This window comes from Roseofilum halophilum BLCC-M91 (assembly GCF_030068445.1).
Lineage (GTDB): Bacteria > Cyanobacteriota > Cyanobacteriia > Cyanobacteriales > Desertifilaceae > Roseofilum > Roseofilum halophilum.
In genome coordinates, this window is record NZ_JAQPOK010000100.1 from 41810 (window position 1) to 66422 (window position 24613).

The window sequence follows — 24613 nt, forward strand, 5'->3', positions numbered from 1 at the left end:
GAGAAAACCATTGTTACATCAACATCCAAAAAAGCGCCACAAAAATTCTCATCAATCGATTGCCTTTAACCTCTTATTTGGGTTTTGGGTTATCTTACCCTTGGCGATCGTCGGTGGATTTAATCTCCTCATCGATCCCTATGGAGTTTATAATGAATTTTTCATTTTGCGGCAACTTAATGAGTATAAACCCAAGAAAGAAGATAATGACCGACTCTATAAAGCCATAGACATTATTCATCTTCAACCCAATACCATCTTACTCGGTTCATCTAGAGTCAAACGAGGCTTAGATCCCAATCATCCCGCTCTAGAGGCTTTCCCCCCAGTTTATAACTTAGGTCTCAATGGGGCAAACATCTATGAAATCAGACGATATTTAGAGCATACCTTAGCCAATAATCCTAGGCTTAAGCGAGTGATTTTAGGACTCGATTTTTTTACCTTCGATCATCACATTAAAAATCAGCCTGGTTTTGCCGAATATCGCTTAGAAAAAAAGCAAGTTGCCTGGAAAGATAAAATCAATACCACCTTATCCTTAGACACCTTAGCCAGTAGCCAGGAAACCATTCAGGCTAATTTTGACACGCCTAGATCCGAGCAATTTTCGGAACATCAAGGCTTTTTACCCTACTTTAAAATTCATGATGGTAATACAGAGATTCGCTTTCAGGGGTCAACCACACTATTTTTTATCGAGCATAAGAATTATCAGCTATCGGCAGCGTATATGCAAGATCTAAAGAAGATTGTCCAGCTTTGTCAACAAAACGAAGTGGAATTAATTCCTTTTATTTCTCCCGCCCATGGGATTCGATTACAGTTAATTTATGCCAGTGGAAAATGGCCAGTTTTTGAAGAATGGAAGCGGCAAATGGTAGCGTTAATGGGATCGGTTTGGGATTTTTCCAATTATAACTCAGTGACTGAAGAACGGTTAAGCGAAAGCATGAATTATTATGTAGATGATTCCCATTATACCAAGCCCATTGGCGATTGGATTCTCAATCGCGTTTTGGGTTATCAAGAAGAAGAAGTTCCGCCAGATTTCGGAGTTCTCTTAACCCGTGATAACCTGGATCGGGTTTTAGAAAATAATCGTCAAGATCGCGATCGATGGCAGCAGGAATACCCTGAATCTGTGGAGTTTGTCCAATCGATTCAGGCAGATACGATTAAAAATTAAAAATGGGTAGGGGCGAAAAAGAGGCAAGCCCCTACTGTTTTTTTGGTTAACCTCGATCGTCGCTATTTTCTGTTACCATCGGATCGCGCCAAAAAACGATCGCCTCATTCAACGGTTGAATTTGACTTCCTGGGAAGTAAAATTGCACGATGTTTTCCCCATTCCAGCCTAACTCTGCCAAGCGATAGGCCCCAGTCTGACTTAATCCTACCCCATGGCCAAAGCCACCGCCGACAAAGGTATAGCCTTTGAGCGCTTGGTTCTCATCCAACATGGGGTCAAGATAAAAGAGGGTACTAATGGGAGGATAAAAGGCGTTGCGAATCTGGTCTTTTCTAATTTCTAAGGGCCCCTTATCGGTTTGCACTTCCATGGTTAAGACTCGACCCGATGACGCTCGTTCGGTCACTTTGACGCTCTCAATGGTTTGAATTCCGGCCATGGGATGGTTACGGTTGCTCAAATATTTGTTCAAGAACTCAGTCATGTCTTTTAAGGAGGTGCTATAACGCCACCGGAAACGGTTCCACCCGGTTTCATTAAATCCCTGTTTGAGATTAAGAAATTGCCGTAAATTCGCTTCATTGCCTAAGCTTTTCTGGGATAAATCCCAAATGACCCCGGTAGAATCAACCCTCGCTCGCAGATAGGGCCGTGCTGGGCCATCCCAGACATCTTCAAAGGGTGCAGTAATGCCACCAGTGGTGGAAGAATAGAGGGCATCGACCAATTCATTCTCGTAGGTGGCGACTAAACTGCGAGTCGCGGCGATCGCCCGATCGGCCCTAGCGGACGCATCTCCTAACCCCCAATACACCTGACAATCGGTAGTTGCGCAGAGTTCATAATCATCAATGGCAAACCGGCGTAAGTTTCTCAGGGTATAGGTTCGCGCTAGAATCGCCTGGGCTTCCACGGCTGCGGGGGGAGCTTGGGGGCCAATTTCATGGGGAACCACGCCCCGCAAATAGGTCTCTAAGGGGACAAAATTGACCAAGGTGAAATCGCCATAGGCATTGGGCTGCATTTGCAAGGAGCCGCCATAGAGCCGGGTGGTTCCTCCAGTATGCACCACTTGAATCCGGTCATTGCCACTCTCAACTTCTAGGGAACGCCGGTTATATCGATACCCATTAACAATCCAATAGGGTTGGGGATAGGTGCGTAAGACTTGCGTTTCAATATGGGCGATGGTGTTGCCCTCAGACTTTAAGCTATCGAGTAACATGCGGCGTAGTAGGGGCGTATTATAGACCTCGCGCTTGGCCCAAACTTGCCAGCGTTTGGGATTGGCAATTTCGACTTCTAAACCCCGTTCGCGCCATTTTTGGGCATCATGTTCGGCACTTTCAAAGCTGCGATGGGTACTCAAGACAACCCGTTCCTCCACCATGGGTTGGGGTAGGGGTTTCATCTCGATCTGGAGTTTAACGCTATTGGTTTCTAGGGTTCTTTCTCCTTCTACTGTTGCATAGCGTAGGGTTAGGCGATCGCCGGGCAATGCGTTTAAAGTTAACGCCTCCCCAGCTTGATCCCCAAACCGTTGTTCAATACCAATTTTCAGCAGGCGATTGGCTTGAGACCATCCTGGAAGGGCCGACAACCCCACCATCGCCAACGACATCATAGCCGCGCTCACCCATTTTGCCGGTTGAATTCCCATTGTCTTAAACTGGATCATAACGTTTCCACTCTCCCATCAGGCTGACATCTTTATACTGTACATAGATTCTGAATACAGCGATCGCCCATTGTTCCACCGGAAAGTTATGCCCATACCCTATAAACCATAGATAAAGGTAATTAAGAGGGGAACCGCGAACATCATTAACAGACTCAACGGTGCGCCCACTTTGGTAAAGTCAAAAAACTTATAACCTCCGGGACTATACACCATGGCATTGGTTTGATATCCAATGGGAGTCATAAAACTATTAGAAGCAGCAAACACAACAGCATACATAAAGGCGTAGGGGTTTAAGTCTAGGGTTTTAGCCACTTCTACGGCGATCGGTAACATCAAAATTACGGAGGCATTATTAGAAAGAATTTCTGTCAGCAGAGAAGTAATAATAAAGAAGAATAAGAGTATCCAATAACCGGATAAGTGGCCTCCTAAACTAATTAAATTTTCAGCTAACCATTGGGTTGCCCCAGATTTATTCATGGCTATACCGAGAGGAAGTAAACCCGCTAACAGAAAAATCACATCCCAGCGTACAGATCCATAAACTTCTCCTGGTTTTAAGCATCCAGTCATAATCATTAACACCACGCCGGTTAAAGCACTGACTAAAATCGGAACGATATTAAAGGCAGCCAACATAATAACTCCCGTTGTAATTCCCAGAGCAATCCCAGCTTTTTTACGCCTTAAAACATCTACATTTTTTTGTTCTAATACCAAGAGTTCGCGGGTGGTTTGTAGCCCCACAAAACTCTGTTTTGGCCCTTGAATCAACAACAAATCGCCAAATCTTAACGGAATTTTACCCAGTCTTCCCTGGACTAATTCAGAACCTCTTCTAATCGCTAAAACTGTGGCATTATAGCGTTGTCGAAATCGCAATTCTTTTAAGGTTGTTCCAATCAATCGAGAATTGGAGAGAATCAGAACTTCGGCAATTTTTTCTTCTCCAGACGCGATCGCTTTTTCTATGGATTTTTCTTGAAATTTGATATCCGCTAAAATTTCGAGTCCCTTAGATTCTCTGATTTTCAGTAATTCTTCGCGACTGCTGCGAATGACGAGAATATCACCAGCATTCAAAACTTTATCCGCGAGGGGTTGGGAAAAGCGCTGTTTATCACGGATAATTTCCAGGACATCTAAATCAAATTTACGCTGAATCCTGGTTTTTTGTAAGGTTTTTCCAATCAAGCTCGATCGAGGAGTAATCACCACTTCACTTACATAGTCTTTGAGGTTATAATCTTCTGTCATTAGGTTATTCTCCAAGTGATTGGGCAGCAATTTTGGAGCGATTAAAGACAAATAAGTTAAGCCGATGATAAACACCATTAACCCTAATTGAGTGAATTGAAAAACCGAAAATTCACCATAACCGAGTTGGGCAGAAACACCACTGGCGAGAATATTGGTTGATGTGCCAATTAAGGTGAGCAATCCACCTAAAATAGTGGAATAGGATAAAGGGATCAGCAGTTTACTGGGGGAGATTTTTTTACGCTTACTCCATTCTTCAATAATGGGCAAAAAAATCGCAACAATGGCGGTATTATTAATAAATCCTGAGATGGGCCCCACAATTGAACCCATGACAAAAATTTGTTGGGAAGGATGATCTCCTGCCCATCGGAGTATCCAGTTACGGACAACTTGAATCACGCCGGTTTTGGTAATTCCTGCACTGAGGATAAACATGGCCATCACGGTGACTGTGGCAGGATTACTAAATCCAGAAATCCCTTCTTCAGGAGTGACCAATCCCAGTAACATTAAAGCTACAGTAATGGAGAGGGCGGTAATATCGGCAGGCAGCCATTCAGTAATGAAAGAAATTAAACCAAGAACAACAACAGTCAGCGTGAGAATAATGGGCATAGTTGGTTAGGGATGATTGAGAACAGAGAAGAAGATGCTGTTCCCTGATGATGGTTGCGTGTTTTAACGAAGGGGGAGTTCTAGCTGTTGTAATTGGGTGGTGTGTTGGGGACAAAGGGTGGCAACAGCAGCAACAATTACTTTACCACTTAATCCTCCGATCGCCTGGGCTTGTTCTTCGGTGATGCCGTCTGCAACCAGTTGTTGGGCAATATCATGGACATGCTCTTCTAGGGTTTGTCCAGAGTTTAAGGCACTGCATGTTTTTTGGGCTAATTCTAGGGTTTGCTCTTGGCCGATCGCCTGATACGCTTGACTTTCTACAGGGGTTAATAGGGTGGGTAGGAAGTCGTCAAAACTGACGGATTGGTTCATGGGTAGTTGAGCCAATGCCGGGGAGATCAGGCTCAAGAGCAGGGGGGTTAGGCTAAGGCAGGAAAGCTTAGAGAAAAGGGACATGGGAAAGAATGACCATCACATTTTAGAGCTTTTCCTAGTTTAGCAATCCCATCCGGAATGGCCCTAGGGTTCGAGTTCCTCAAAGTTGACTTCGGGTAAGTTGGGGGGAATAATCAGGCGGCGGAAACTGGTTTTATGGCTTTCCCGTTGGGTGAGCAGTTCTACGGAGATCGCCTCAAATTGGATTTCCATGGCTCCTTTAGGCACACTTAAGTTAAACAGGATGCTGCGGCGATCGTAACCATCAGGAACCAGATCGACGATCCAGCGCGGTTCCTCTAACAGGGTGCGGGTTTGGGCATCCACTAACCAGTATTTAAGATGGATATTGGGCGATCGCGTGGCTAAAATGGCTTTGATGGCAATGATTTCTTCGGCGATCCAGTCTCGCTCTGGTGCTTCCAAAATCGGCATCGGAACAGGGGGAAGAGAAGAGAGGGACTCGGATGCTGATGGCTCTTCTGCAACTGGCGATGGCTCCGGCTGGCGATCGCCGGGATCTAAGACAATTTCTTGGGACTCTTCTGCTGGCGCGAGGAGCAAGGGAAAACGGGTTGTGCCTTCTAAAGGATAGCCAGAGTCGTTATCGACAAACTCTCCCTCAATTACATCATCATCTTCCTCAAATTCTCCGGCGATCGCCTCATCCTCTTCCCCATCCGTGCGATCCTCCACCCAATCTTCAGCCTCTTTAGCCAGATCGTTGAGTCGCTCGCTAAATTTATCTTGCAGGTGTAAGGAGTGGAACGCTTCATCCACGGGGGAAGGAGGAGACGCTTGGGGAGGTTCGGGGGCTTCTTCCTGGGGTTCGCGGTTCAGATTCAGGGGCGGTAAGGTGAGTTTGGGCTTCGGTTTTTCCGGTTCAGACGAGGGCGGCAGTTGGGGTAAATCCTGCTCAGGAGGGGATTGGCTGCCGTTGAGTGAGGGCAATTGCAGATATTTGACCTTGGGAGAGTCAGAGGGGGAAAACAGTTGGGGGGGAAGGGAAGAGGATGGAGAGGCTTCCCAGGAGCGATCGCTTTCTGCTGGGGAGTGCTTGGCAATGTTGAAGAGGTCGAGGTTAACTGAAGGGGGGTTAACGGGAGGAGGCGGAGCCATGGGATCGCCGGTGAGGGGGAACGGTAAAATCGGAGGATGGGCCGCTTCTTCTGTATCCCGTTGAACTGTAATGGCTTCCATCAATTGTTCTAAGCCTGTGGTGAGGCTAAATTGGGTTTCGGTGAGGGGAGTTGGAGGCGTTTGGGGGCCCTGAGCGGGTATAGCGGGAGTGGGCCAGGAGTCGAACAGTTGAGCTTGTCCCAGGATAAAGCAGAGGGAGATTGAGTCCGGTAAGTTAAAGCGATATTCAAAGGGAACGGGCAAGCTTTGCAGAATAAGCTGGTGTTTGAGTTCTTGCAGGGTTTCCAGGTTTTGGGGGTTTTTCAGGGCGATCGCCAGTTGCAAGCCGATGGGTTGGGGAAAGGTTTGGGGGCGATCGCCGCGCAACTGCCCCGTGAGGGTAATGGGAGCGTTACTATCGGCCACATACATAGTGCGATCGAGGATCAGTTTCAGCGAAGAGAGATCCACTTGTTCCCAAGAGGATGAGGGGTCTAAGACTGGGGTCGGTTGGGAACGTTCTGGAGGGGGAGGCACATCAAAGAAGCTACTATCGTAGGCTTCGGGTTCTTCGGGTTCTTCTGATTCTTCCGGTTCTTGGAGCGCCTCGGCTTCTATTTCCTCGTCAATTTCATCTGCTTCTGGATCGAAACATAAGGCTTCTAGAGAAACCTGATAGGTTTGGGCTGGTTGGTCTGGAGGTTCGGCAATACAGGAAATTTCCCACAGTCCCGGTTTCAGATAAGTGTAGGGAAAGACGACCATCAGGCCTTCTTTATTGGTGTGGTGCTGACGGGTTTGAATTTGGGGAGGGGATGAAGCGTGCAGTTGGTAGCTGAGGTGAATGTCGATCGCCGTTTGTGGATAGGGCGATCGCAGCACCAAACGATATTGTCCCTCTAACACTTCGACGCTAGGGGGTTCTAAGGGTAACCAGGCGCGATCGCCCTCTTTTTGAATCAGAAATTCCCAGGCTTTCATGGTGGCTGGTTTGCAGTTCGTGCCCATCAAGGTTGCTAAATTACGTCCGATCCTAACTTAATTGTTGTCTTCTTGGGCCAGACCTAGCATCAAGGCTTTGAACTCACGAGATATTGTAGCGTCGCTTCCATAACGGCATTGGTATGCCTGATGACACTTAAAACTAAAGCTTCTCGGTAAATCCGTTGCCCTGGGTGATCGGTTTGGTTTGCCCTGCCTCTAGAAACCAGGATCGCTGCTAATGTACATTCATGGGTTAAGGCGATCGCCTGAGCGCGTAATTGCACCTCTTGCTCCAGGGATAAATGCTGTTGCTCCTTCGCCCGGTAAATCTGTTGACGACAATCCTCCAGTCGATCGGATAAAGCTACACTATGAGGGACAATCTCAGTCTGTTTTTGGCTGGCCTTCTCCACTAAATCTAAGCTGGCTCTAGCTAATCCTAACAACGGAAACGTTGGATCTAAGACACTGTTGCGATCCTTGTTAGCGATCCAATCGGGCGATCGAATCGCAACCACCTGGCGATCGGCAATGAAATAGCGATCGCATTGGGCACTCACCGTATTCGTGGATGCCATCGCTGCCAAAGCCATCGGTGGAGAAAAGCGTAAATCTCCCCTAACCGATGAAACCAAAGGAATCAGAGCAAAAAGAATGTGCCCATCCGGTAATCTCGCAGCAATCACCGCTTCTTGAAACAAATTCCAGCCCGTGATCCAAGGCAGATATCCAGATAACCGATAACCCCCATCAACGTTTGTCGCCTCTAACGTCGGTTTGTCCCGGCTCACATGAGCATAGGATACGCCGATCAAACGCTCACCCGATCGCATTTTCGGTAGATAATCCCTTTTCAAACTTTCATTTTCACCACCGGCAATAAAAGAGCCAGCCGTCTGATGTTGAATTTGGGTAAAAGCCAACGTGCCCGAATAGCGCGTTAATCTCTCTAAAAAACCAAAATAATCTCCTGGACTCACTTCGATTCCACTCCATTGAGCCGGAATATTCAGCCCCAGGAGCGATCGCCCACCTAAACCCGCCAATCCTTGGCCCAAACTCTCCGTTTTTTCCTCCATTGCCTCTGGATTCGGAGCCGTTTCCAGATAATCTTCCGTGAGTTGCCATAGATTGAAAGAAGTAGGGGCTTGCATAGTTTCTGCTTTTGGAATCGGTTGATATGACTGGAGTGGGAGCGTCTGGCTCCCTAGATTTTTAATTTCTGAGTGGATTTTACCATCCTTGTCAAGGGTACGGTCTAGACTTCCGTTGACCAGTGCTTCGCGCGATATGGCAGGATATCCTAGTGGTGAAGAATGAAAACGGGGTAATGGCGGAGCTATTCAACGGTCACGTTATGGGAAAATCTGTAATTTATCGCATTTTAGATGCTAATCTAGACCGCGCCAGGGAAGGATTGCGGATCGTGGAAGAGTGGTGTCGGTTTGGGTTGAATAACCCGGATCTGACGGAGGAGTGTAAGCGGTTGCGCCAGGAGTTGGCCCAATGGCATACGGCGGAAATTCGGGCGGCTCGGAATACGCCCGACGATCCGGGAACCCAGTTAACTCACGAGCGAGAAGAATGTCGGGGAACGATTCATCAGCTACTCCAGGCGAATTTATGTCGGGTTGAGGAGGCGCTGCGGGTTCTGGAGGAGTATGGCAAGCTGGAAGACCGGCAGATGGGCCGGGTGTGCAAGCAAATGCGCTACCGGGTGTATACTCTGGAGACTCAGTTAATGGCCTATGGTCGCCATCAGCAGCTCTTGGAGGCGCAGTTATATTTGGTGACTTCTCCGATGCCGGAATTGTTGGAGGTGGTGGAGGCGGCTCTGCAAGGGGGGCTGAAGCTGGTTCAATATCGGGATAAGAATACTGAGGATGGGGAGCGTTTTGCTTTGGCTCAGAGTTTGCGACAATTGTGCGATCGCTATGGCGCTTTGTTCTTGATTAATGACCGGGTAGATTTGGCGTTGGCAGTGGATGCGGATGGGGTTCATTTGGGACAACAGGATCTGCCTATTGCTGTGGCGCGGGAAATGTTGGGGTCTCAGAAAATTATCGGTTGTTCGACGACGAATCCGGAAGAGATGAAACGGGCGATCGCAAACGGTGCTGATTATGTGGGGGTGGGGCCGGTGTTTGCCACGCCTACGAAACCGAATAAGGCGGCCGCTGGCCATGAGTATGTGCGCTATGCGGCTGGGCATTGTCCGATTCCCTGGTTTGCGATCGGTGGCATTGATGTGAATAATTTTAATGAGGTGCTAGAATCGGGCGCTCACCGTATTGCTGTGGTGCGATCGATTATGGAAGCGGAACAACCAACGCTGGTGACCCAATATTTCCTCTCTCAACTCGCACGGATGGAAACCATGAAAGCGATCCAAAATACTCAAGCAGCGAGGGTGTAGAGGTTGAGTATGGCAGAAATCACTTTACAGGTCAATGGGGACTCCCTCCCTTGTGCCCCTGGCATGAATTTACCCCAGTTTTTAGAGTCCATCGACTTAAATCCCCGCTTAGTGGCGGTGGAATATAATGGCGAAATCCTCCATCGCCAGTTTTGGGATACGACTGAGATTAAGGAGGGCGATCGCCTGGAAATTGTCACCATTGTGGGTGGTGGGTAACGTTCCAGGGTTAACCGGGTTTTTCTGACTGATATCAGTTAAGTAACAAAAGCCATCTGAAAACCCGGTTTCTTCGTTTGGGGGAAGCAAAGAGCGATGAATGCAGGTGGAATTTGTTTAGACGCTTCCCCAATAATTTCTATACTCATAGGTCAAGAGGAAAAGTTCTAATACGAATATCTAAGAAGGCGATCGCTATTGGAATTTATCATGAACGAAACATCTAGGTTCCCCGATCGCGTCGTGCTACAAAATCGTCAAATAAGTATCCATTGAGGTTTCAGGTAACACTTTAAGGGTCTGATTTTTCAAGTCGAGTTCAATTCCTAATGCTTCCAGAGGAAAAACTCCCAAGAGAGGATCGCGTCCTCCCGGCAATTCTAAGCATTCAAACGTTCCTTCTCGACCTAATAAGGAAATACTCGCGTCTCGGAAAAGTCGTGCTTTGCTGAATCCATTAGCAGTAGCTACATCCACTTCTTTGAACAATTCTAAGCCTAATTGGGCGATCGCCTCGGAAGGTAAACACAAGGTGCTTGCTCCTGTATCTACAAGCACATTATCTAGAGTTACCGATCGCACTTCTTCTGAAGGAATTAAACCTCGCCCAGCATTAGCTTGGTCAATACGGTTGGTTATGGTTAAAGGGGTGATAATTTTGCCCATGGGCGTTTCCGTTTGAGTTGTCATAGTTGTACGTCGTGTTACTCTACCTCGATTATGACTAATTTTTGAGCAGAAGTGCGATCGCCCCCCAAAAGGCGATCGCCAATGCTCAAGAGGCGATCGCCAGTTACCTTGAGTTTTGCCAAGAAGATAGTATTACTCCTCCAAGTCCAAGTTCAGTTGCTGCTATATTATGTGAGTGACACTAATCAACGATCGCCAAATGGCTAAATTATCCCCAGATCGTAGCACCCTGATTTGGAACTTGAAACAAGACTTATTAGATATTGTCGATGAAGCCAAAGCTGCTGAGTTAGCTTTATTAGAGGGTTTTGGAGAAACCGATCGCACTATTGAAGCTTTGGATCAACTCACCGAAATTGCTGAACAAGCTAAAGAACGATTTTCTCAATTGTCGATTGTACAAATTAGAATTGCCGAATCGCAACCGATCGCCCCTCAAGATCTGTTAACATTGTTAGACGATCGAATAGGGGCAATCTCTGGCCGAGTGCCTGCTTTGAAACAGAGTACACAAGAAATTAAGGTAGATTGGAATTTATCATGAATGAAACATCTGGATTCCCCGATCGCTCCCAAGTACAGCAAACTCTGAGCAGAGCGCATCGTAGTTGTCAGGAAATGGAGTTAGCGGGTTTGGAGTTGCAAGAGGTGATTGAACGATTAGAGAGCAATATTAGGCAACAACGTCTCAAGCGACTCAAACAAGTTTCTTCAGTTGAGTAAAAGGCGATCGCCAATCCTCAAGATCGCCACTTACCTTGAGTATTGCCAAGAAAACGGTTTAACCCCTCCAAGTCCAAGTTCAGTTGCTGCTTAAATTTCAGGCGATCGCGAAGCGAAACGGAGTTTTATCGCCCCCCAAAATCACTAAACCCCCAAAAGGCGATCGCCAATGCTCAAGAGGCGATCGTGCCAGCGATGGGTCGCATTATCGCCTTTACTCTGCCTCTTCATCCCAATCTTCAGCCGTTAGGAGTGCTTGTTTGCTATGACGAACATGAATGATGTATACTATATCATTGCGAATTACAAATAATATTCGATAAACATTAGGACTTTTTCCATAGAGCAGTTGTCGAACTTCTTCCGGAAACACATCATTTTCAATGGCTAAAGCGCAGCGTCGGGGCTTGACTTGTAATGTAGCAAGTTTATCCATTAATTTACGAAACCACTGATCGCCGTAGCTTGGGTTCCGCTCTTTTAACCACTCATAAGCCACTTCAATTTCAATTTCCGCACCTTTAGTAATCTGAACTTGGAATTCCATGTTTCTGTTGCATTTCTTTCGTAAATGCTTCTAAAGGTCGGACTCTTCCAGCATTGAGATCGTCTAATCCTTGTTGAATACCAGTAATGGTTTCCAAGTATTCGATCGCCTCTAGAAGTTTTTGATAAGATGCAGCATCTTGAACGACTAATTCAGCTTTACCATTGACTGTCAATACCATGGGGCTACCGGTTTGTTTCATCTGTTCGATAAACTCAGATGTATTTCTCTTGAAGTTAGAAAGGGACTGAATATCGCGACTTAAGTTGAGCATAATAGGGTTTTACTCAATTTGCACTAAATTTAATGTTAGCATGAGTGAGTAGAGCGATCGCCCCCCAAAATCACTAAACCCCCAAAAGGCGATCGCCAATTCCAAAGATGCGATCGCCACTTACCTTGAGTATTGCCCAGAAGACGGTATAATGCCTCCGAGTCCAAGTTCAGTTGCCGCTTAAATCTCAGGCGATCGTGCCAGCGAAACGGAGTTTTATCACCTAATAGCTCTGTGATTCCCGAAGGGATTGGGTCGCATTATTGCCCCCACAACTGGTTCACCCATGCAAGTCTTGAAGAGATCCCTTGGCGATCGCCATCAAGAATGCTAAATTCAATCCATACTTGACTCAACTCAATCATGAAAATTAAGGCGATTATTCACGAAGCCCAAGAGGGTGGATACTGGGCAGAAGTACCAGCTCTACCTGGATGTATTACTGAGGGAGAGTCTTGGGAAGAAGTGATGGACAATCTACAAGAAGCAATTATGGGATGGTTGGAAGTCGCCAATGAAAGCGCCCCGATCCAAGAAACCGATCGCATTGTCGAAATTGCAGTATGAAGTTAGTTTCTGGGAAAAATTACAGTAATCGAAATGTTCCTTGAGAGTGTTGTCCCATGAAAAGCCTGAAAAATGGGGATTATAGCGTAAAAAATGGTTTTCCCATTACCAATTACCCATTACCCATTACCGCGCGAAGCGCTGTAAGCTGTATCAATCAACTTTGCTGGGTTTCTAAACGAGCTAGAGTCGTTGCCGCTTCTGCCAGATAAAGGGCAGTGATAGCACGTTTTTTAGGATCTTTTTCTTGTTGAAGATCATGGGTGAAAATCCGAATACGATTTTCATAAGCACGGATGGATTCTGAATCGTTAATGGTATGATTTTCAATAGTCATGGCTCAATGGGTAAGGTATTGATTCTGATTGGGAGTAATTGTTGTTCGGGTTCAAGGTAAATAAAGCGAACTTCGAGGAGTTCGTTTATTGCTAGGGTAACATCTTGACTGGCTCCTGGAGGGTTTACTGATTCATGAAAGGCAATGGCGGTGTAATTACCAGGAGGAAGATCGGCAAATTGGGCATCTGCCCAACGTTGGTTGACAGCTTTTTGGCTCAGGAGAGTACCGTCTTGCTCAAGGATAGCCACAAAAATTGTGCCTTGATTGGATGGCATCGCATATCCGTCTTGGTTACGAATGGTAATGAATATATCAGACATCAGTAGAGGGTAACTGTATTGTTTATCAATTTTAAGGAAAAACGGGATTTCTTGACGAGACACTTTATGACTGAGCTTCTCAAGATGCGATCGCCAGTTATCTTGAGTTTTGCCAACAAGACGGTTTAACTCCTCCAAGTCCAAGTTCAGTTGCTGCTTAAATTTCAGGCGTTCGCGGAGCGAAACGGAGTTTTATCGCCCCCACAACCGCTTCTCCACTGCGATCGCCTAAACCATGCCTCGCCCGATCGCCCCTACCCAAGCAGCGATCGCCCCCACAACAGCTTTTCCCGTGCGATCGCACTGGGTAAAATAGCTTGTAAATTATTGTGCTTTGAGTTTAAGGTATAATAGGGCAAAAGTATTAAGTAAAGCACGCTGTTTATGAATAAAATAACCTTAGAAGAAGCGGCCAAAAACTCAATCGATTATCTCCAACGTGCGGCAGCAGGAGAAAGTTTTCTAGTGGTTCAGGCAGATCGACCAGTTGCGAAAATTATTTCTGCGCTAATTTTGCAGGACTGACAATCGAAAACTGGTTTGTTTAGACTGAAACTAATCGATCGCGGTATTGATAAAGCCGATATTGTTCTAGCATTCTATCATCCGGAACATCGAAAACTAACTGATGAGTGCGATCGCATGATGGATGTGCGATCGCACCACAGAAAACCACCGAAGCGCGATCGCATTTGAAACCAATGGAAAGGCGATCGCCAAAGGTGAGATATTTATGTCCGCAGGAAAGTACGCAAATTTGCTTATCCAATCTATTGTTCTTTGAGCTATACTAAAAGCCTAAGCTCATTTAGGCTCGTAATCTATGCCTCGACTAGATCTTTATCATGATGTAGTTAAAACTGCTCTGGTTAAAGCAGGCTGGACGGTTACTGACGAGCCTTTGACGATCGCATTTGAAGATTTAACGGTTTATGCCGATCTTGGGGCCGAAAAAGTGATTGCCGCTCAAAAAGAGCGTCAAAAGATTGCCATTGAAGTTAAAGTATTTGGCAGCTCTTCTCCGGTAACCGAGCTAGAACGAGCGGTAGGACAATATTATCTCTATTCAACGTTTATTGCCAAACAAGAGGACGATCGCAAGCTTTATTTAGCTATTCCAGAAAAAATCTATAATACATTCTTTCAACGTCCTTCAATTCAATTGTTTGTCAAAGAACGTCAAATTTCTTATGTCGTTTTTAATCCAGAACAGGAGGAAATTGTCACATGGATCGTAAACTAGATAGCTATGCCGAAATTATTAGCGATGTGGTTAATGAGTATGCGAAGTATAAACCAAGCTATGGTGAGATTGAACTACAAGCGATTTGCGATCGCCACAGTTTTCTCTTATTGAGTTTTGGCTGGAATGGCGATCGCCGAGTCCATACTACTATGTTACATTTACGCATTGCTGGGGGTAAAATTTGGATCGAGCGAGATGAAACAGAGGAAGGCGTTACCCAAGACCTTCTCGATCGCGGTATCGATAAAGCCGATATTGTATTAGGATTCTATCATCCGGAACATCGAAAACTAACTGATTTTGCGATCGCATGATGGATGTGCGATCGCACTACAGAAAACAACCGAAGCGCGATCGCATTTCCTCAATACCATAACAGAAATCTTTTCTTCATTTTATACAGGATAGATGGCGATCGCCCCCACAACCTCTTCTCCCCTGCGATCGCCTGAAATGCCTCGCCCGATCGCCCCTACCCAAGCAGCGATCGCGAAGCGAAACGGAGTTTTATAGCCCCCACAACCGCTTCTCCAGTGCGATCGCCTGAATCATACCTCGCCTGATCGCCCCTACCCAAGACGCGATCGCCTTCATACATCATTGTGTATCCTCTTCTTCTGTTAAAAGACTTTCTAGATCTCGCGCTCCATGTATCACTCGGATAATTTCAACACTTGCCTGAGAAGACTGATAAAAAATGAGATATTTCCTAAATTCTTTGACTCCTATTTGACGAATATTTTGCAATTCAGGATGAAGGAATTGACAACGCTTACCGATTTCTGGCATCTGTCCAAGTTTTTGAAAAGTTTCTTCTGCTGCCTGAAGGAAGCGATCGCTCAGATCGAGATTGGTATTGGCAATGTTAAGTGGCAATATCAATTAAGTCTCGAATAACCTGGGGACGCTTGCGAATTTCAACCATGTTGCTGTTGATTTAATTTGTCACGAACAGCTTGGCGAATTTCTTGCCAGTCGCGTTCGCGAAGCGGCGGAGCATCGCTCATTTGAGTGGCATCACCAGAGTTGAGTCCTTCGAGGAGCATGGTTTCCAACTGTTCTTGAGCTTTGCGCTTTTGGTCTTGACGAATCAGATCGCGGATATATTCACTGGCACTCCCATAACCTCCGCTCTGAACTTGGCGATCGACATAATCCCGCATTGGATCGGGAAGAGAGACATTCATGGTTTTCATAGCACGGCGATCTTGAAGATTTCTTCGATCTTGGCACAAAATGGCAATTATTGCCATGGCTTTGATGCGATCGCCTCCTTCTTCACTGGATAGAAAGTCATTGGGTTCGCTAATACTGGCGAAGCGTCGGGGGATTTTTTGCAAAGCAGTTAACATTGCTTTTAGCCGCTCAAGTAATCGATCGCGATCGCTGGTATTAGACATAATAGGCTTCTTCCTCAATTCTCGCTTTGAGGGTAGGATTCATGCTTTCTCGCCACCGAATGAGATCCACAGAGCAACCCACAGCCTCTTCAAGTTCTTGTTTGAGAATGGCTGTTTCTAGCAAGTTTGGGCGATCGCTTTGAAAAACAATATCTACATCGCTGTTTGCTTGTGCTTCTCCTCGTGCATAAGAACCAAAATAACCTAAAGCCGTAAGATGATAGCGATCGCCATAGTTTTGTTTGAAATCCGTCAGTAGGGTTTGCAGTGTGTCGATTTCAATGGGGTAGCCGTTGGGTGGTGCAACAACTTTCATTTTGCGATCGGGGTTAAAAAAGAGAAGATTTTCTTGATCTTAACAGAAAGACGAGGGGCGATCGCCTGAACGATGTCTCCCATTATCGCCCCAGCAATGGCTCGCCTATCGCCTGAGACTCAGAAACCAGGTTTTTGCTTCTCCTGGATACAAAAATTGGTTACTTCAGAGTTACAATCATTAAGAAATTATCAGTCATTAATCAAATATGGCAAAAATCTCTAGCGATCTTGAAGAAACTATCTGGAATTTAAAGCGGCAATTGTTGGATATTATTGATAGTGCAACTTCAGCAGAATTGACTTTATTTGAACAGTTTGGAGAAACGAATGATACGATCCCTCTACTAGATGAGTTAAAAAATGTATCCGATCGCGCTTCTCCTTGGTTTTCTCGGTTGTCTAACTTCCAGTTACGCATCGCTGAGGTTCAACCGACAATTTCAGCCGATATGCTAAACTTAGTCTATCAATCAGTAGAGCGTCTCCAGGTAGAAATTCCGGCTATGGAGCGAAGCATTCAAGAAGTCAAAAATGAGTGGAATTTGCCATGAGTAAGCAACCGTATATCCCTGAAGCGACAACTAATCAGAGATTGTTGGTAAATCTACGCCGCAGTCGTTTAGCACTTGAAGCGACAACTTTAGAGTTAGAAAATATTACAATGCAGCTAGAAAATACCACAAGACAAGAACGCTTGAGACGTTTGCAACATTCAATGAGAACTTCTGATGCAGAAATAGCTTGATGGGTTACTTCAGATGCGATCGGATGGCGATCGCCCCCCAAAATCACTACACCCCCAAAAGGCGATCGCACTCTGGGAAAATGGGCGATCGCTTACCGGGTAGCTTTCCAGGTAGGGTGCGTTAGCGGGGAGTTAACGGTTGCCGAAGTCAAGTAAACTTGATTCCCCGCGTAACGCACCACAAGATAGCGATTTTGGTGCGTTACGTCGGGCTTTTAAATTGACTGATTAAGTTCAAAATTTATCCCCGACTAACGCACCCTACCACTCGGACAATCAAGTGAGCAATCGTCAACGTGACAGAAATCACACTCATATGCAACCATCTGGATTCTCTTTTAAAACTAATGGAAGGAATGTAGGAGGAAGCAACGAGGTGGTTACTTGGGCAACAATTGTCGCTATGAACCTTCCAATTGAGAAGTAAAATTTAGTAACCATTTAGCAATAGTCTGGACAGTTTTTGAAAGCCAACGGTAGAATGCAGGTTTCAGCCCTCTTCCACAGTGACCTAGCCAACGAGAAAACAAGGGTTTCAGCGCTTGCTCAGAAAAATGTCCGGACTATTGCTTTATCAAACGTGTAATTTAACCTCACATTGGGATAACTTTTCAGCCAACCACTGTTCAAAAATCTGATTTCGGATTTGCTGTTTTAGGGTATCATCCAACTCCACTGGAATAAATTGCTCTACACGGAGAAGACAATAACCACCTTCAAGAGCAAATGGTCCAATCATCGTTCCCGGAGGTGCAACACGAACAGGCTCTTGGGCCACTTCAGGAAGTTGGGAGATAAAGATTGGGGGCATGATCCCTTTAACATAGCGATCTTCAGTTAAGGAATGTTTCTGAGCCAGTTCTCCGAAAGACTCAGGATTTTCTTGAAGTTGAGTTTTGATGGTTTCGGCTTCCTGTTGTTGTGCAATAACAATTCTTGAAAGTACAATTTTTTCCAGTTTTTTCTGGTTCATTTCAAAAAATGGCTGAATTTTAGCTTCAGTTATCTCTAGCTTCAACTTTTCAGCCTTGAGCCGCTTTTCGATTTGTTGCCGAAGAGACTCATAACTCATGTTTTTCTCTTTAAGCCATACCTCAAATTGTTCTGGAGCAACTAATTCATTTTGAGTTCGGAGTTGCACAATGGCTTGTTCAACGTCATGAGAAAGAATCTGAAGGTCATCACGATTCTGGATTTCTTGTTCAATTAGGTGCTGAGCTGAAATCTTGAAGAGGAATGACTGATCCTCTGCAATGGTACGAAGATAGTTTAAAGCGTCTCCCCAATAAATTTCTTGATTATTGATCGAAAGGATAGGCTGAGATTTCATGATATTTCTATACCTACTCTAGGTGTTTACGAGTAATCAAAAAAGCTTGAAATTCGCTTGTCTTTTGCCCATACCCAATCCGTAAATTCTGGTACAGCCGCACTATGACGTTTTACCTGGTTATAGCCAGCAGCCCCAGCGCCACCTACAAGGCCACCAAAATAAAGACCAATAGCGGCATCAACGCCAGTAGGGACGTGACCTTGGATAAACTCATATCGTTTATTATAAAAGTCATCACTTTGTCTTGAGTTGTCCGTATGACCGAAGACACTGGTTACTAATGCTAAAGACTGTTCTGACTGTGCTTGGTAATCTACCCTGTTTTCATCAGAGTATCCATCATGTGTCGTTGCTGCTGGATCTAATGCAATAATACTATTAACGCCATCAAGGTTTTTGGCAATTTCAAAAGATACATAAGCACCAAGGCTATGTCCAACAAGATTGATTTGATTTGATTCTAAACCCCAAGATTGTAATGTATTAGCTACTGTTTTTCCTATGGGTTTGATCCAACTTGCGGCCTTAGCTAAGCCATCGACCCCTGTATTAGCAAATCTCCGCCAGTCAAGTTTTAGAACTTGATCCCCATGTTCATACCCTCCAATTGCTTGGGCTAGATTGGTGAAGTTAGGCTTATCTATGGATTGGCTATTCCAACCATGAGTAATAATCCATGTTGGGCGATCGCCAATTGTGTCTTCAGCTTTCGGATGATCGCTTACAAATTTTAAATGAACGTCTTTGAATGAACCTTCAACGTCCAAAGCATGTAGATTTCTTTGCCATGGTGCTGAGGCACCATGAGGAAGGTGACCAGTGACACGATATGTCCTCGTATTGTAAGCAATTCTACCTTTTTCAAACTCCGCCCAAAGTGTAAATCCATCAGGATCAGGCCATTGTCGTTTTGTGGGAGCGCCAAGCGAGCCATTTACCGCCCAGAGTTCTTCATATTTGTCTGAAATTGGACCCCAACTGGCTACTGATTTTGAAGAAAGTCCCCTGCTCTTTCTATGGATTCGCGGTGTTCCATTAGTACCTGAAAAAGCTTGCCAAAACACATTAGATCTGCTATTAGATGGGGTTTCATCATTACGAGGGAAGCCGAGTGGATTATTAAAACTAAGACCCCCAACAGCTTCATATTCTTTGAGGTTTTCCCCCTCAATCCAATAAGCAGTATCAGAACCATCTTCTAACATTAAAAGCCTTCTAGATCTACGGAATGAGTATAGACTTGGTTCAAATTCTTGCACCCAGCCACTACTGTTACCAACCGTCACATACCTTGGCTGTCCTGTACTCCGACCAACTTGGCTTTCACCCACTCTTTGAATAGCTGCACGTTTGGCTCTCTCAAACTTAGTTAGCGGAATGCTAATTTCATCTAGAGGAATTTCTTCACTTACATTATTATTTGATTTTTCATCATCATTATCTAAAGGCGGATCGAATTCAATAACTGGCAGCCGTTGATCATGTGGATTTTCTATTGTACGGCGAAATCCACCTTCCCAGATATAACCAACTCGTCCATCATCAAGACGAACTTTATACCAAGTCTTATATTTGGGATTAGAATTATTGGTGGTGACTTTCTCCAAAAAACGGAAGGTTGTTCCAGCCGGCACATACCCCTGAATTAGAGTACTTGTATCAATCCAGGGATGCCTACGGAAATTGGTTGCTTCTTTGAGCCTTCCAGTTCCACTATCTGATGTTCGACTCAGAATCTCTGCCCGCTTTTTATCAGAAGCTACATGAATGTTGAAAGGTTTAGGTGTACTCCATTGAGAACCATCAAAAACAGAAAGAGCTACGGTATCATTGATTCCAATATTACCATTGTGGCTGTAATAAACTTGATTTTGATTCAGTTGATCAATACTTGCTACACCACCTGACACACCTCCATATTGAGGAGGTAAAACATTCAAGCGAGGTGGAGTAAAGCCCGCAGGAACAGCAAAATGCCCTGTACTAGAGTTGTTAGGCGAAAAATCATAAAATGCAATAGCTTCAATTGCATCTCCATCAGGATGAGACCAGCTAAAACGATTTCGCATCGAAACCAAACTTTCGTTTCTGAACTGAGGATCTATTGTTTTTGTAAAAAACTCTTCTTCCCCAATAGTTTGATCCCAGACATTAACAATTGGTTTTGCTGTAGACTTAGGATTAGACTCTACCGGTTCAGCACCAATCGTTACATTGGACTTTGGATCGGAGTCTACCGGTTCAGCACCAATCGTTACATTGGACTTTGGACTGGGTTCTACCGGCTCAGCACCAATTGTCACACTTGTACTTGCACCGGTTCCATAGGAGTACCAGAAACTAGCTCCACTTGGCTGTGTCGTTAAATAGCCATTTTCATAGTAATGTTTAGTTACTCCATTACTAACCGTTGTTTTCTCAAAATCTCCCGCACTACTCGGAACCTTACCCTCTCCCGGTTGCGGAGCCACTGGAAGCGGAGTTGGAGGAGGTGCAACTATCGGTAAAGTAACCGTCCCTGGAGTCGGGTCTGTATTTCCCTTACTATCAGTAGCCGTATAGATAAACCTTGTATCTCCCACAAAGCCAGGATTAGAGCTAAATACCAATTGACTAGCCTGAGCTATAGTAAAGGTCTGCCCAGGTTGTACCGGCACTCCGTTATAGAACAAGGTTCCTTCACTGGCTTCTGGAACAGTAGAAACCTTAAAGAAAAGAACATCATTATCCGGGTCAGTAGCCGTCAAGGGAGGCACAGAAGCTGTTTGACCACTTTCACTAGCGAGTGCTGTATGGTTGACTGCATTTGGAGGCGATGTAACAACCGGCTTGGCTATCGGTAAAGTAACAGTCGCCAGAGTTGGGTCTGTATTTCCTTTAGAGTCAGGAGCATCAGGAGTAAAATCATCAGTCAATCGATACTCAATTTGCCCCACATCTTCAGCTTTGAACCCCAGATCTTCAACCTTGAAAAGGTCAGGACTTACCCTAATTTCATATAAACCTGGATTCAACTCCAGTTCGTAGAGAGATTTATCCTCTGCCAGGTAAGAAAGTGCCGCACCGATGCGACTATACTCTTCTCCTGAACCAATCATTTTGTTAACATACAAATCAGCTAATCTATCTCCCGACTCAAGCTGAAGTTGTAATTTTCCAGGTTCCTTAACCTCCAAACCATAAACATCCCTATTAATACGGATATAGCGAGTAAACTCTATCCCCACCTCACCAGAAACATCTAACTCTGATGATTTGGAACCCGTAAACGGATCGCTTTCTGTGTCAGGATTAGTAAATGCGATATCCCCATTAATATTCGGCACAACATCAGGCGTAAACTCAGTCGAAATGCTATAGTCTCTCGCACCATCTGCACCGCCACCGACAACTAAATGATAGGTTCCTGGGTCAAGGAAACCCCCGCCACTGGTGGGAATTTTATCGCTGGCAATATAAGCAAAAGCTCCCTTGGAAGTGTAGAATTTCCGCCAAGCCGACTCACCCTCTGCATTAATCAAAGATACAGAAGGAACTGAACCACTCCTTGCTTGTCCATTCCACTTGAAGTATCCACCCTCATCTACCGTAAACTCGTAATACTTCGTTGGTTGAGTTTCATTGAGTCCATCAACATCAGAAAAACTCGCCGAAGATTGCACCGCCGCAGTCTCCACAGAATTTCCGCCCCGTGCTGCTCGTTCCTGGGGAGTCACTTCACCTTCACCGCTCCAAGTCTCCGGAGCAAGCCAAGCCACTGGATTATAAACCTCTGGCTTAGTCTCCTTCGCCACCTGAACGGCTGCCAACAGATTCAACAACCCAGCCCCCGTCGTCTCATCCGCATTCGGTGTCTCTAAATCCGTCGCCGTCTCCTTCAAAATCTCCACCACTTGGCGATAGCTCAACTCCGGATTAGCTGCCCAAACTTGCGACACTGCTCCCGTTACCTTCGCTGTGGCTACGGAGGTTCCTGCCATGGTTCCCACACCTTCGCCCACCGTAGAAAATACAGGATTATCCTCGGTTCCTCCCGGAGCCAGTAAATCTAACCCTTGACCATAACTGGAATACTCAGCGCGATTAAACCCTTCTGCCGCCGACAGTCTGGGATTCACCTGCTCGGCTGCCCCTACCGTGAGGATATTATCGAACTCCTGAGAGGCTTGTCCCAACACGGACATGACATCCCCATCATTCCCAGCCGCCGCCACAATTAATACCCCATTCTGCCGGGCATATTCAATGGCTTCCCGCTCCTGGGGCGTTAACTCATAGCGCGTCGTCACATTCCCCTCAGCATCCACCTGAGTTAAATCTAAACTGAGATTCACCACCGCATTCGGTTGTCCCGACTCCTTGGCAGCATCCACAAATTCCACCAAAGATTCAGCCCATTGTCCCGAACCAATAGCGCGACTCACCCACAGAGGAGCAGTATCATTCACTCCATCAATGCCAATACCATTGTCTTGAGTTGCGCCAATAATCCCCAGGATATGGGTTCCATGTTCATTCCCCTCTCCTTCCGACAACAGGGGATTATCATCACCCTCTACATAATCCGTTCCCAGAGTAATCCGCTCATAATCAATATCTGGATTATCCCCACTAAATCCCGTATCAATCACACCTACCAAAGGTTGCTCCGTTGCCCCAAACTCGAATACCGTAGGTTCTTCTCCCCCCGACACCCACTGCTGCGCTACCGCTTCCAACCGGTTCACTAACCGCGTGGTTGCCACTTCCTGCACCTGGGAAAGCTCTTCAGAGTTCTCGGTTAAACTATCCGAAAGCGTAGTCACCGTTTCTTTCAGTTGAGTAATGGAACTCTCTTCGGTATCAATCTCCTCCAAGTTACTCGTCAGCGTTTCCAACCGCGCTACCAGTTCCTGCTTCACTGTCGGTTCCAGTTCCACCGGTTCCGTATCCGTATTCTCTCCCTCAACCTCTTCGACAATTTCTTGTGCTTCTACCGCAGTTTCCTCTAAATCATCAGAACTTTTCCCGTTTTCAGTCTCCGTATTCTCCGCAACAACCGTTTCTTCTTCCTCTACAACGGGATTATTTTCCTCTACCGTAACCGGTGGTTCTTCCTCATCTGAGTTCTCTTCAGTTGCGCTAGTTTCTTGCTCCACAACTGTTGGTTCTACCCTATTTTCCGCTTCAGAAGCTTCATCTTCATCAACGGTTACGACTTGCTCACCTGAGTTACCCTCAGTCTCTTGCTCCACAACTGTTGGTTCTACCCTATTTTCCGCTTCAGACGCTTCATCCTTATCAACCGTTACAACGTCCTCACCTGAATTCTCTTCAGTTGCGCTAGTCTCTTGCTCCACAACTTTCGGTTCTACTCTATTTTCGGGTTCAGATGCTTCATCCTTATCAACGGTTACAACATCCTCACCTGAGTTCCCCTCACTCTCCTGCTCCACAACCTCCGGTTCCACGACATCAGCAGTGTCACTTTCTTCCGCTTCTGTCGTCTCCTCCAAGAACTCCAGGAGAGTTTCCACATCCTCGACTAAATCTCCTGCGACTTCATCCACCGCATCGGGAGTGACATAGGGTTTAACATATTCGATAATCCCTTGGCCTAACTCAGTTTCGCGCCAATCTTCTCCTTCTGCAAGCACTTCATCCATTAGCGCGGCTTTGCCTTTGGCTCCCCGAATCTGGAAGATGATATCGTTATAGTCGGAATCGGTTTTACCATCCATGCGGATGTCTTCCATCACGAATGTAGAACCATCCCCGGTAACATCGGCAATTTGTCCCACATGGAAGCCTTCGTAGGGATTGGAGGTTACCATGGAGAAGAGAGGACGACCAGAACCACTAATTCCTGGATTGTCGAATACTTTGGCTACCGTCTTATTGGGAACTAACATTACGCCGAAGGTATCTCCAGATCGCATATTAAAGCTTTTTACACCCAAATATTCCCCAGCATTTTGGTCGCGCTCGCCCAATTTACCACTAAATCTCGCCCCTTCATCCGCATCGGAAATTACCACATGACCTTGTTCTGAGCTACTCAAGGCGCGACTGGAGGCTTCTTGAATAAAGTCTTCGGAACCGGGTTCAAATTCATCCATTCCCTCTAAGGAAAAGATAGCCAGTTCGCCTTGATATCCCCCACCGTCAAAGATATAGTCAATCTCCACTTCTCCCGTTTCT

30 protein-coding genes are annotated in these 24613 nt (G+C 45.7%); 15 read left to right on the forward strand and 15 right to left on the reverse strand.

The features are described 5' to 3' along the window. Window positions 1-10: 10 nt before the first annotated feature. Window positions 11-1189 carry a hypothetical protein gene (locus PJF56_RS14015; protein WP_283763305.1) on the forward strand — a complete coding sequence of 393 codons (1179 nt, stop codon included), beginning with the start codon at window positions 11-13 and terminating at the stop codon, window positions 1187-1189. Window positions 1190-1235: 46 nt separating this feature from the next. On the opposite strand, the gene PJF56_RS14020 is transcribed toward PJF56_RS14015, so the two are convergent. From PJF56_RS14020 to PJF56_RS14040, 5 genes are all read right to left on the reverse strand, one after another. Then, the gene (locus PJF56_RS14020) at window positions 1236-2852 is read right to left on the reverse strand and encodes a SpoIID/LytB domain-containing protein (protein WP_430540890.1); all 1617 of its coding nucleotides are present in this window, start codon (window positions 2850-2852) and stop codon (window positions 1236-1238) included. A gap of 117 nt (window positions 2853-2969) precedes the next feature. Further along, complete coding sequence (locus PJF56_RS14025) at window positions 2970-4754, reverse strand: SLC13 family permease (protein WP_283763307.1); 1785 nt, start codon at window positions 4752-4754, stop codon at window positions 2970-2972. Between the two features lie 63 nt (window positions 4755-4817). After that, a complete protein-coding gene (locus PJF56_RS14030; RefSeq protein ID WP_283763308.1) occupies window positions 4818-5129 on the reverse strand; it encodes a DUF732 domain-containing protein in 312 nt (103 codons plus the stop codon). Window positions 5130-5276: 147 nt separating this feature from the next. After that, entirely contained in the window at window positions 5277-7319 is a 2043-nt protein-coding gene (locus tag PJF56_RS14035) for a hypothetical protein (protein WP_283763309.1), read from the reverse strand. 62 nt (window positions 7320-7381) lie between these two features. Beyond that, entirely contained in the window at window positions 7382-8449 is a 1068-nt protein-coding gene (locus PJF56_RS14040; RefSeq protein ID WP_283763310.1) for an acyl-CoA dehydrogenase family protein, read from the reverse strand. A gap of 203 nt (window positions 8450-8652) precedes the next feature. On the opposite strand from PJF56_RS14040, the gene PJF56_RS14045 reads away from it, so the two are divergent. Both PJF56_RS14045 and thiS read left to right on the forward strand, forming a co-directional pair. Beyond that, window positions 8653-9711, forward strand: coding sequence for a thiamine phosphate synthase (locus PJF56_RS14045; RefSeq protein ID WP_283763311.1), 1059 nt, complete (start codon window positions 8653-8655; stop codon window positions 9709-9711). Window positions 9712-9720: 9 nt separating this feature from the next. Next, entirely contained in the window at window positions 9721-9930 is a 210-nt protein-coding gene (thiS, locus tag PJF56_RS14050; protein WP_283763312.1) for a sulfur carrier protein ThiS, read from the forward strand. A 246-nt stretch (window positions 9931-10176) separates the two neighbouring features. Here thiS and PJF56_RS14055 read toward each other — a convergent pair whose 3' ends face one another. Beyond that, a complete protein-coding gene (locus tag PJF56_RS14055; RefSeq protein ID WP_283763313.1) occupies window positions 10177-10620 on the reverse strand; it encodes an aspartyl protease family protein in 444 nt (147 codons plus the stop codon). A 41-nt stretch (window positions 10621-10661) separates the two neighbouring features. Between PJF56_RS14055 and PJF56_RS14060 the strand changes: the two genes are divergently transcribed. From PJF56_RS14060 to PJF56_RS14070, 3 genes are read left to right on the forward strand one after another with little or no spacing between them, the layout of a single operon-like run. Beyond that, on the forward strand, window positions 10662-10799 hold the full coding sequence (locus PJF56_RS14060; protein ID WP_283763314.1) for a type II toxin-antitoxin system HicB family antitoxin: 138 nt from the start codon (window positions 10662-10664) through the stop codon (window positions 10797-10799). Continuing rightward, window positions 10796-11164, forward strand: coding sequence for a hypothetical protein (locus PJF56_RS14065; protein WP_283763315.1), 369 nt, complete (start codon window positions 10796-10798; stop codon window positions 11162-11164). Before PJF56_RS14060 ends, PJF56_RS14065 begins: the two co-directional genes overlap by 4 nt. Beyond that, on the forward strand, window positions 11161-11343 hold the full coding sequence (locus PJF56_RS14070; RefSeq protein WP_283763316.1) for a hypothetical protein: 183 nt from the start codon (window positions 11161-11163) through the stop codon (window positions 11341-11343). Before PJF56_RS14065 ends, PJF56_RS14070 begins: the two co-directional genes overlap by 4 nt. A gap of 214 nt (window positions 11344-11557) precedes the next feature. Here PJF56_RS14070 and PJF56_RS14075 read toward each other — a convergent pair whose 3' ends face one another. Then, entirely contained in the window at window positions 11558-11890 is a 333-nt protein-coding gene (locus PJF56_RS14075; RefSeq protein WP_283763317.1) for a type II toxin-antitoxin system RelE/ParE family toxin, read from the reverse strand. Then, window positions 11865-12164: a type II toxin-antitoxin system Phd/YefM family antitoxin gene (locus PJF56_RS14080; RefSeq protein WP_283763318.1), complete on the reverse strand. Its 300-nt coding sequence runs from the start codon at window positions 12162-12164 to the stop codon at window positions 11865-11867. Before PJF56_RS14080 ends, PJF56_RS14075 begins: the two co-directional genes overlap by 26 nt. 363 nt (window positions 12165-12527) lie before the next feature. Between PJF56_RS14080 and PJF56_RS14085 the strand changes: the two genes are divergently transcribed. Beyond that, on the forward strand, window positions 12528-12731 hold the full coding sequence (locus PJF56_RS14085) for a type II toxin-antitoxin system HicB family antitoxin (protein WP_283763319.1): 204 nt from the start codon (window positions 12528-12530) through the stop codon (window positions 12729-12731). A gap of 157 nt (window positions 12732-12888) precedes the next feature. Here PJF56_RS14085 and PJF56_RS14090 read toward each other — a convergent pair whose 3' ends face one another. Then, on the reverse strand, window positions 12889-13068 hold the full coding sequence (locus PJF56_RS14090) for a hypothetical protein (RefSeq protein ID WP_283763320.1): 180 nt from the start codon (window positions 13066-13068) through the stop codon (window positions 12889-12891). Beyond that, window positions 13065-13391, reverse strand: coding sequence for a hypothetical protein (locus PJF56_RS14095; protein ID WP_283763321.1), 327 nt, complete (start codon window positions 13389-13391; stop codon window positions 13065-13067). The genes PJF56_RS14090 and PJF56_RS14095 overlap by 4 nt, the downstream gene beginning before the upstream one ends. 150 nt (window positions 13392-13541) lie before the next feature. Between PJF56_RS14095 and PJF56_RS14100 the strand changes: the two genes are divergently transcribed. From PJF56_RS14100 to PJF56_RS14120, 5 genes are all read left to right on the forward strand, one after another. Next, window positions 13542-13742, forward strand: a complete 201-nt coding sequence (locus PJF56_RS14100; protein ID WP_283763322.1) for a hypothetical protein — start codon at window positions 13542-13544, stop codon at window positions 13740-13742. A 33-nt stretch (window positions 13743-13775) separates the two neighbouring features. Continuing rightward, window positions 13776-13916 carry a type II toxin-antitoxin system Phd/YefM family antitoxin gene (locus PJF56_RS14105; protein ID WP_283763323.1) on the forward strand — a complete coding sequence of 47 codons (141 nt, stop codon included), beginning with the start codon at window positions 13776-13778 and terminating at the stop codon, window positions 13914-13916. 15 nt (window positions 13917-13931) lie between these two features. Beyond that, window positions 13932-14087: an element excision factor XisI family protein gene (locus PJF56_RS14110; RefSeq protein WP_283763324.1), complete on the forward strand. Its 156-nt coding sequence runs from the start codon at window positions 13932-13934 to the stop codon at window positions 14085-14087. A 127-nt stretch (window positions 14088-14214) separates the two neighbouring features. Beyond that, window positions 14215-14634 (forward strand): element excision factor XisH family protein, encoded by a 420-nt coding sequence (locus PJF56_RS14115; protein WP_283763325.1) that lies wholly within the window; start codon window positions 14215-14217, stop codon window positions 14632-14634. Next, window positions 14619-14951: a XisI protein gene (locus PJF56_RS14120; RefSeq protein ID WP_283763326.1), complete on the forward strand. Its 333-nt coding sequence runs from the start codon at window positions 14619-14621 to the stop codon at window positions 14949-14951. The genes PJF56_RS14115 and PJF56_RS14120 overlap by 16 nt, the downstream gene beginning before the upstream one ends. Window positions 14952-15234: 283 nt before the next feature. On the opposite strand, the gene PJF56_RS14125 is transcribed toward PJF56_RS14120, so the two are convergent. From PJF56_RS14125 to PJF56_RS14135, 3 genes are read right to left on the reverse strand one after another with little or no spacing between them, the layout of a single operon-like run. After that, window positions 15235-15513 carry a type II toxin-antitoxin system RelE/ParE family toxin gene (locus PJF56_RS14125; RefSeq protein WP_283763327.1) on the reverse strand — a complete coding sequence of 93 codons (279 nt, stop codon included), beginning with the start codon at window positions 15511-15513 and terminating at the stop codon, window positions 15235-15237. Between the two features lie 41 nt (window positions 15514-15554). Beyond that, window positions 15555-16037 carry a type II toxin-antitoxin system ParD family antitoxin gene (locus PJF56_RS14130; protein ID WP_283763328.1) on the reverse strand — a complete coding sequence of 161 codons (483 nt, stop codon included), beginning with the start codon at window positions 16035-16037 and terminating at the stop codon, window positions 15555-15557. Then, window positions 16030-16353, reverse strand: a complete 324-nt coding sequence (locus tag PJF56_RS14135) for a nucleotidyltransferase family protein (RefSeq protein ID WP_283763329.1) — start codon at window positions 16351-16353, stop codon at window positions 16030-16032. The genes PJF56_RS14130 and PJF56_RS14135 overlap by 8 nt, the downstream gene beginning before the upstream one ends. A gap of 208 nt (window positions 16354-16561) precedes the next feature. Between PJF56_RS14135 and PJF56_RS14140 the strand changes: the two genes are divergently transcribed. From PJF56_RS14140 to PJF56_RS14150, 3 genes are read left to right on the forward strand one after another with little or no spacing between them, the layout of a single operon-like run. Further along, a complete protein-coding gene (locus PJF56_RS14140; protein ID WP_283763330.1) occupies window positions 16562-16906 on the forward strand; it encodes a hypothetical protein in 345 nt (114 codons plus the stop codon). Then, entirely contained in the window at window positions 16903-17100 is a 198-nt protein-coding gene (locus PJF56_RS14145; protein WP_283763331.1) for a hypothetical protein, read from the forward strand. Before PJF56_RS14140 ends, PJF56_RS14145 begins: the two co-directional genes overlap by 4 nt. After that, window positions 17100-17225 carry a hypothetical protein gene (locus PJF56_RS14150; protein WP_283763332.1) on the forward strand — a complete coding sequence of 42 codons (126 nt, stop codon included), beginning with the start codon at window positions 17100-17102 and terminating at the stop codon, window positions 17223-17225. The genes PJF56_RS14145 and PJF56_RS14150 overlap by 1 nt, the downstream gene beginning before the upstream one ends. Window positions 17226-17674: 449 nt before the next feature. On the opposite strand, the gene PJF56_RS14155 is transcribed toward PJF56_RS14150, so the two are convergent. Together PJF56_RS14155 and PJF56_RS14160 are read right to left on the reverse strand one after the other, a co-directional pair. Further along, window positions 17675-18430, reverse strand: coding sequence for a peptidylprolyl isomerase (locus tag PJF56_RS14155; RefSeq protein WP_283763333.1), 756 nt, complete (start codon window positions 18428-18430; stop codon window positions 17675-17677). Between the two features lie 26 nt (window positions 18431-18456). After that, window positions 18457-24600 (reverse strand): S8 family serine peptidase, encoded by a 6144-nt coding sequence (locus PJF56_RS14160; protein WP_283763334.1) that lies wholly within the window; start codon window positions 24598-24600, stop codon window positions 18457-18459. Between the last annotated feature and the right edge of the window lie 13 nt (window positions 24601-24613).

Excerpts from the sequence above, each read along its gene's own strand:
- PJF56_RS14105 (WP_283763323.1), top strand. The coding sequence starts at position 13,776 with ATGAATAAAATAACCTTAGAAGAAGCGGCCAAAAACTCAATCGATTAT.
- PJF56_RS14030 (WP_283763308.1), bottom strand. The coding sequence starts at position 5,129 with ATGAACCAATCCGTCAGTTTTGACGACTTCCTACCCACCCTATTAACC.
- PJF56_RS14090 (WP_283763320.1), bottom strand. The coding sequence starts at position 13,068 with ATGACTATTGAAAATCATACCATTAACGATTCAGAATCCATCCGTGCT.
- PJF56_RS14055 (WP_283763313.1), bottom strand. The coding sequence starts at position 10,620 with ATGACAACTCAAACGGAAACGCCCATGGGCAAAATTATCACCCCTTTA.
- PJF56_RS14130 (WP_283763328.1), bottom strand. The coding sequence starts at position 16,037 with ATGTCTAATACCAGCGATCGCGATCGATTACTTGAGCGGCTAAAAGCA.
- PJF56_RS14135 (WP_283763329.1), bottom strand. The coding sequence starts at position 16,353 with ATGAAAGTTGTTGCACCACCCAACGGCTACCCCATTGAAATCGACACA.
- PJF56_RS14045 (WP_283763311.1), top strand. The coding sequence starts at position 8,653 with ATGGGAAAATCTGTAATTTATCGCATTTTAGATGCTAATCTAGACCGC.
- PJF56_RS14070 (WP_283763316.1), top strand. The coding sequence starts at position 11,161 with ATGAATGAAACATCTGGATTCCCCGATCGCTCCCAAGTACAGCAAACT.
- PJF56_RS14150 (WP_283763332.1), top strand. The coding sequence starts at position 17,100 with ATGGGTTACTTCAGATGCGATCGGATGGCGATCGCCCCCCAAAATCAC.
- PJF56_RS14095 (WP_283763321.1), bottom strand. The coding sequence starts at position 13,391 with ATGTCTGATATATTCATTACCATTCGTAACCAAGACGGATATGCGATG.
- PJF56_RS14020 (WP_430540890.1), bottom strand. The coding sequence starts at position 2,852 with ATGGGAATTCAACCGGCAAAATGGGTGAGCGCGGCTATGATGTCGTTG.
- PJF56_RS14080 (WP_283763318.1), bottom strand. The coding sequence starts at position 12,164 with ATGCTCAACTTAAGTCGCGATATTCAGTCCCTTTCTAACTTCAAGAGA.
- PJF56_RS14120 (WP_283763326.1), top strand. The coding sequence starts at position 14,619 with ATGGATCGTAAACTAGATAGCTATGCCGAAATTATTAGCGATGTGGTT.
- PJF56_RS14085 (WP_283763319.1), top strand. The coding sequence starts at position 12,528 with ATGAAAATTAAGGCGATTATTCACGAAGCCCAAGAGGGTGGATACTGG.
- PJF56_RS14040 (WP_283763310.1), bottom strand. The coding sequence starts at position 8,449 with ATGCAAGCCCCTACTTCTTTCAATCTATGGCAACTCACGGAAGATTAT.
- PJF56_RS14035 (WP_283763309.1), bottom strand. The coding sequence starts at position 7,319 with ATGGGCACGAACTGCAAACCAGCCACCATGAAAGCCTGGGAATTTCTG.
- PJF56_RS14140 (WP_283763330.1), top strand. The coding sequence starts at position 16,562 with ATGGCAAAAATCTCTAGCGATCTTGAAGAAACTATCTGGAATTTAAAG.
- PJF56_RS14025 (WP_283763307.1), bottom strand. The coding sequence starts at position 4,754 with ATGCCCATTATTCTCACGCTGACTGTTGTTGTTCTTGGTTTAATTTCT.
- PJF56_RS14075 (WP_283763317.1), bottom strand. The coding sequence starts at position 11,890 with ATGGAATTCCAAGTTCAGATTACTAAAGGTGCGGAAATTGAAATTGAA.
- PJF56_RS14155 (WP_283763333.1), bottom strand. The coding sequence starts at position 18,430 with ATGAAATCTCAGCCTATCCTTTCGATCAATAATCAAGAAATTTATTGG.
- PJF56_RS14115 (WP_283763325.1), top strand. The coding sequence starts at position 14,215 with ATGCCTCGACTAGATCTTTATCATGATGTAGTTAAAACTGCTCTGGTT.
- PJF56_RS14145 (WP_283763331.1), top strand. The coding sequence starts at position 16,903 with ATGAGTAAGCAACCGTATATCCCTGAAGCGACAACTAATCAGAGATTG.
- thiS (WP_283763312.1), top strand. The coding sequence starts at position 9,721 with ATGGCAGAAATCACTTTACAGGTCAATGGGGACTCCCTCCCTTGTGCC.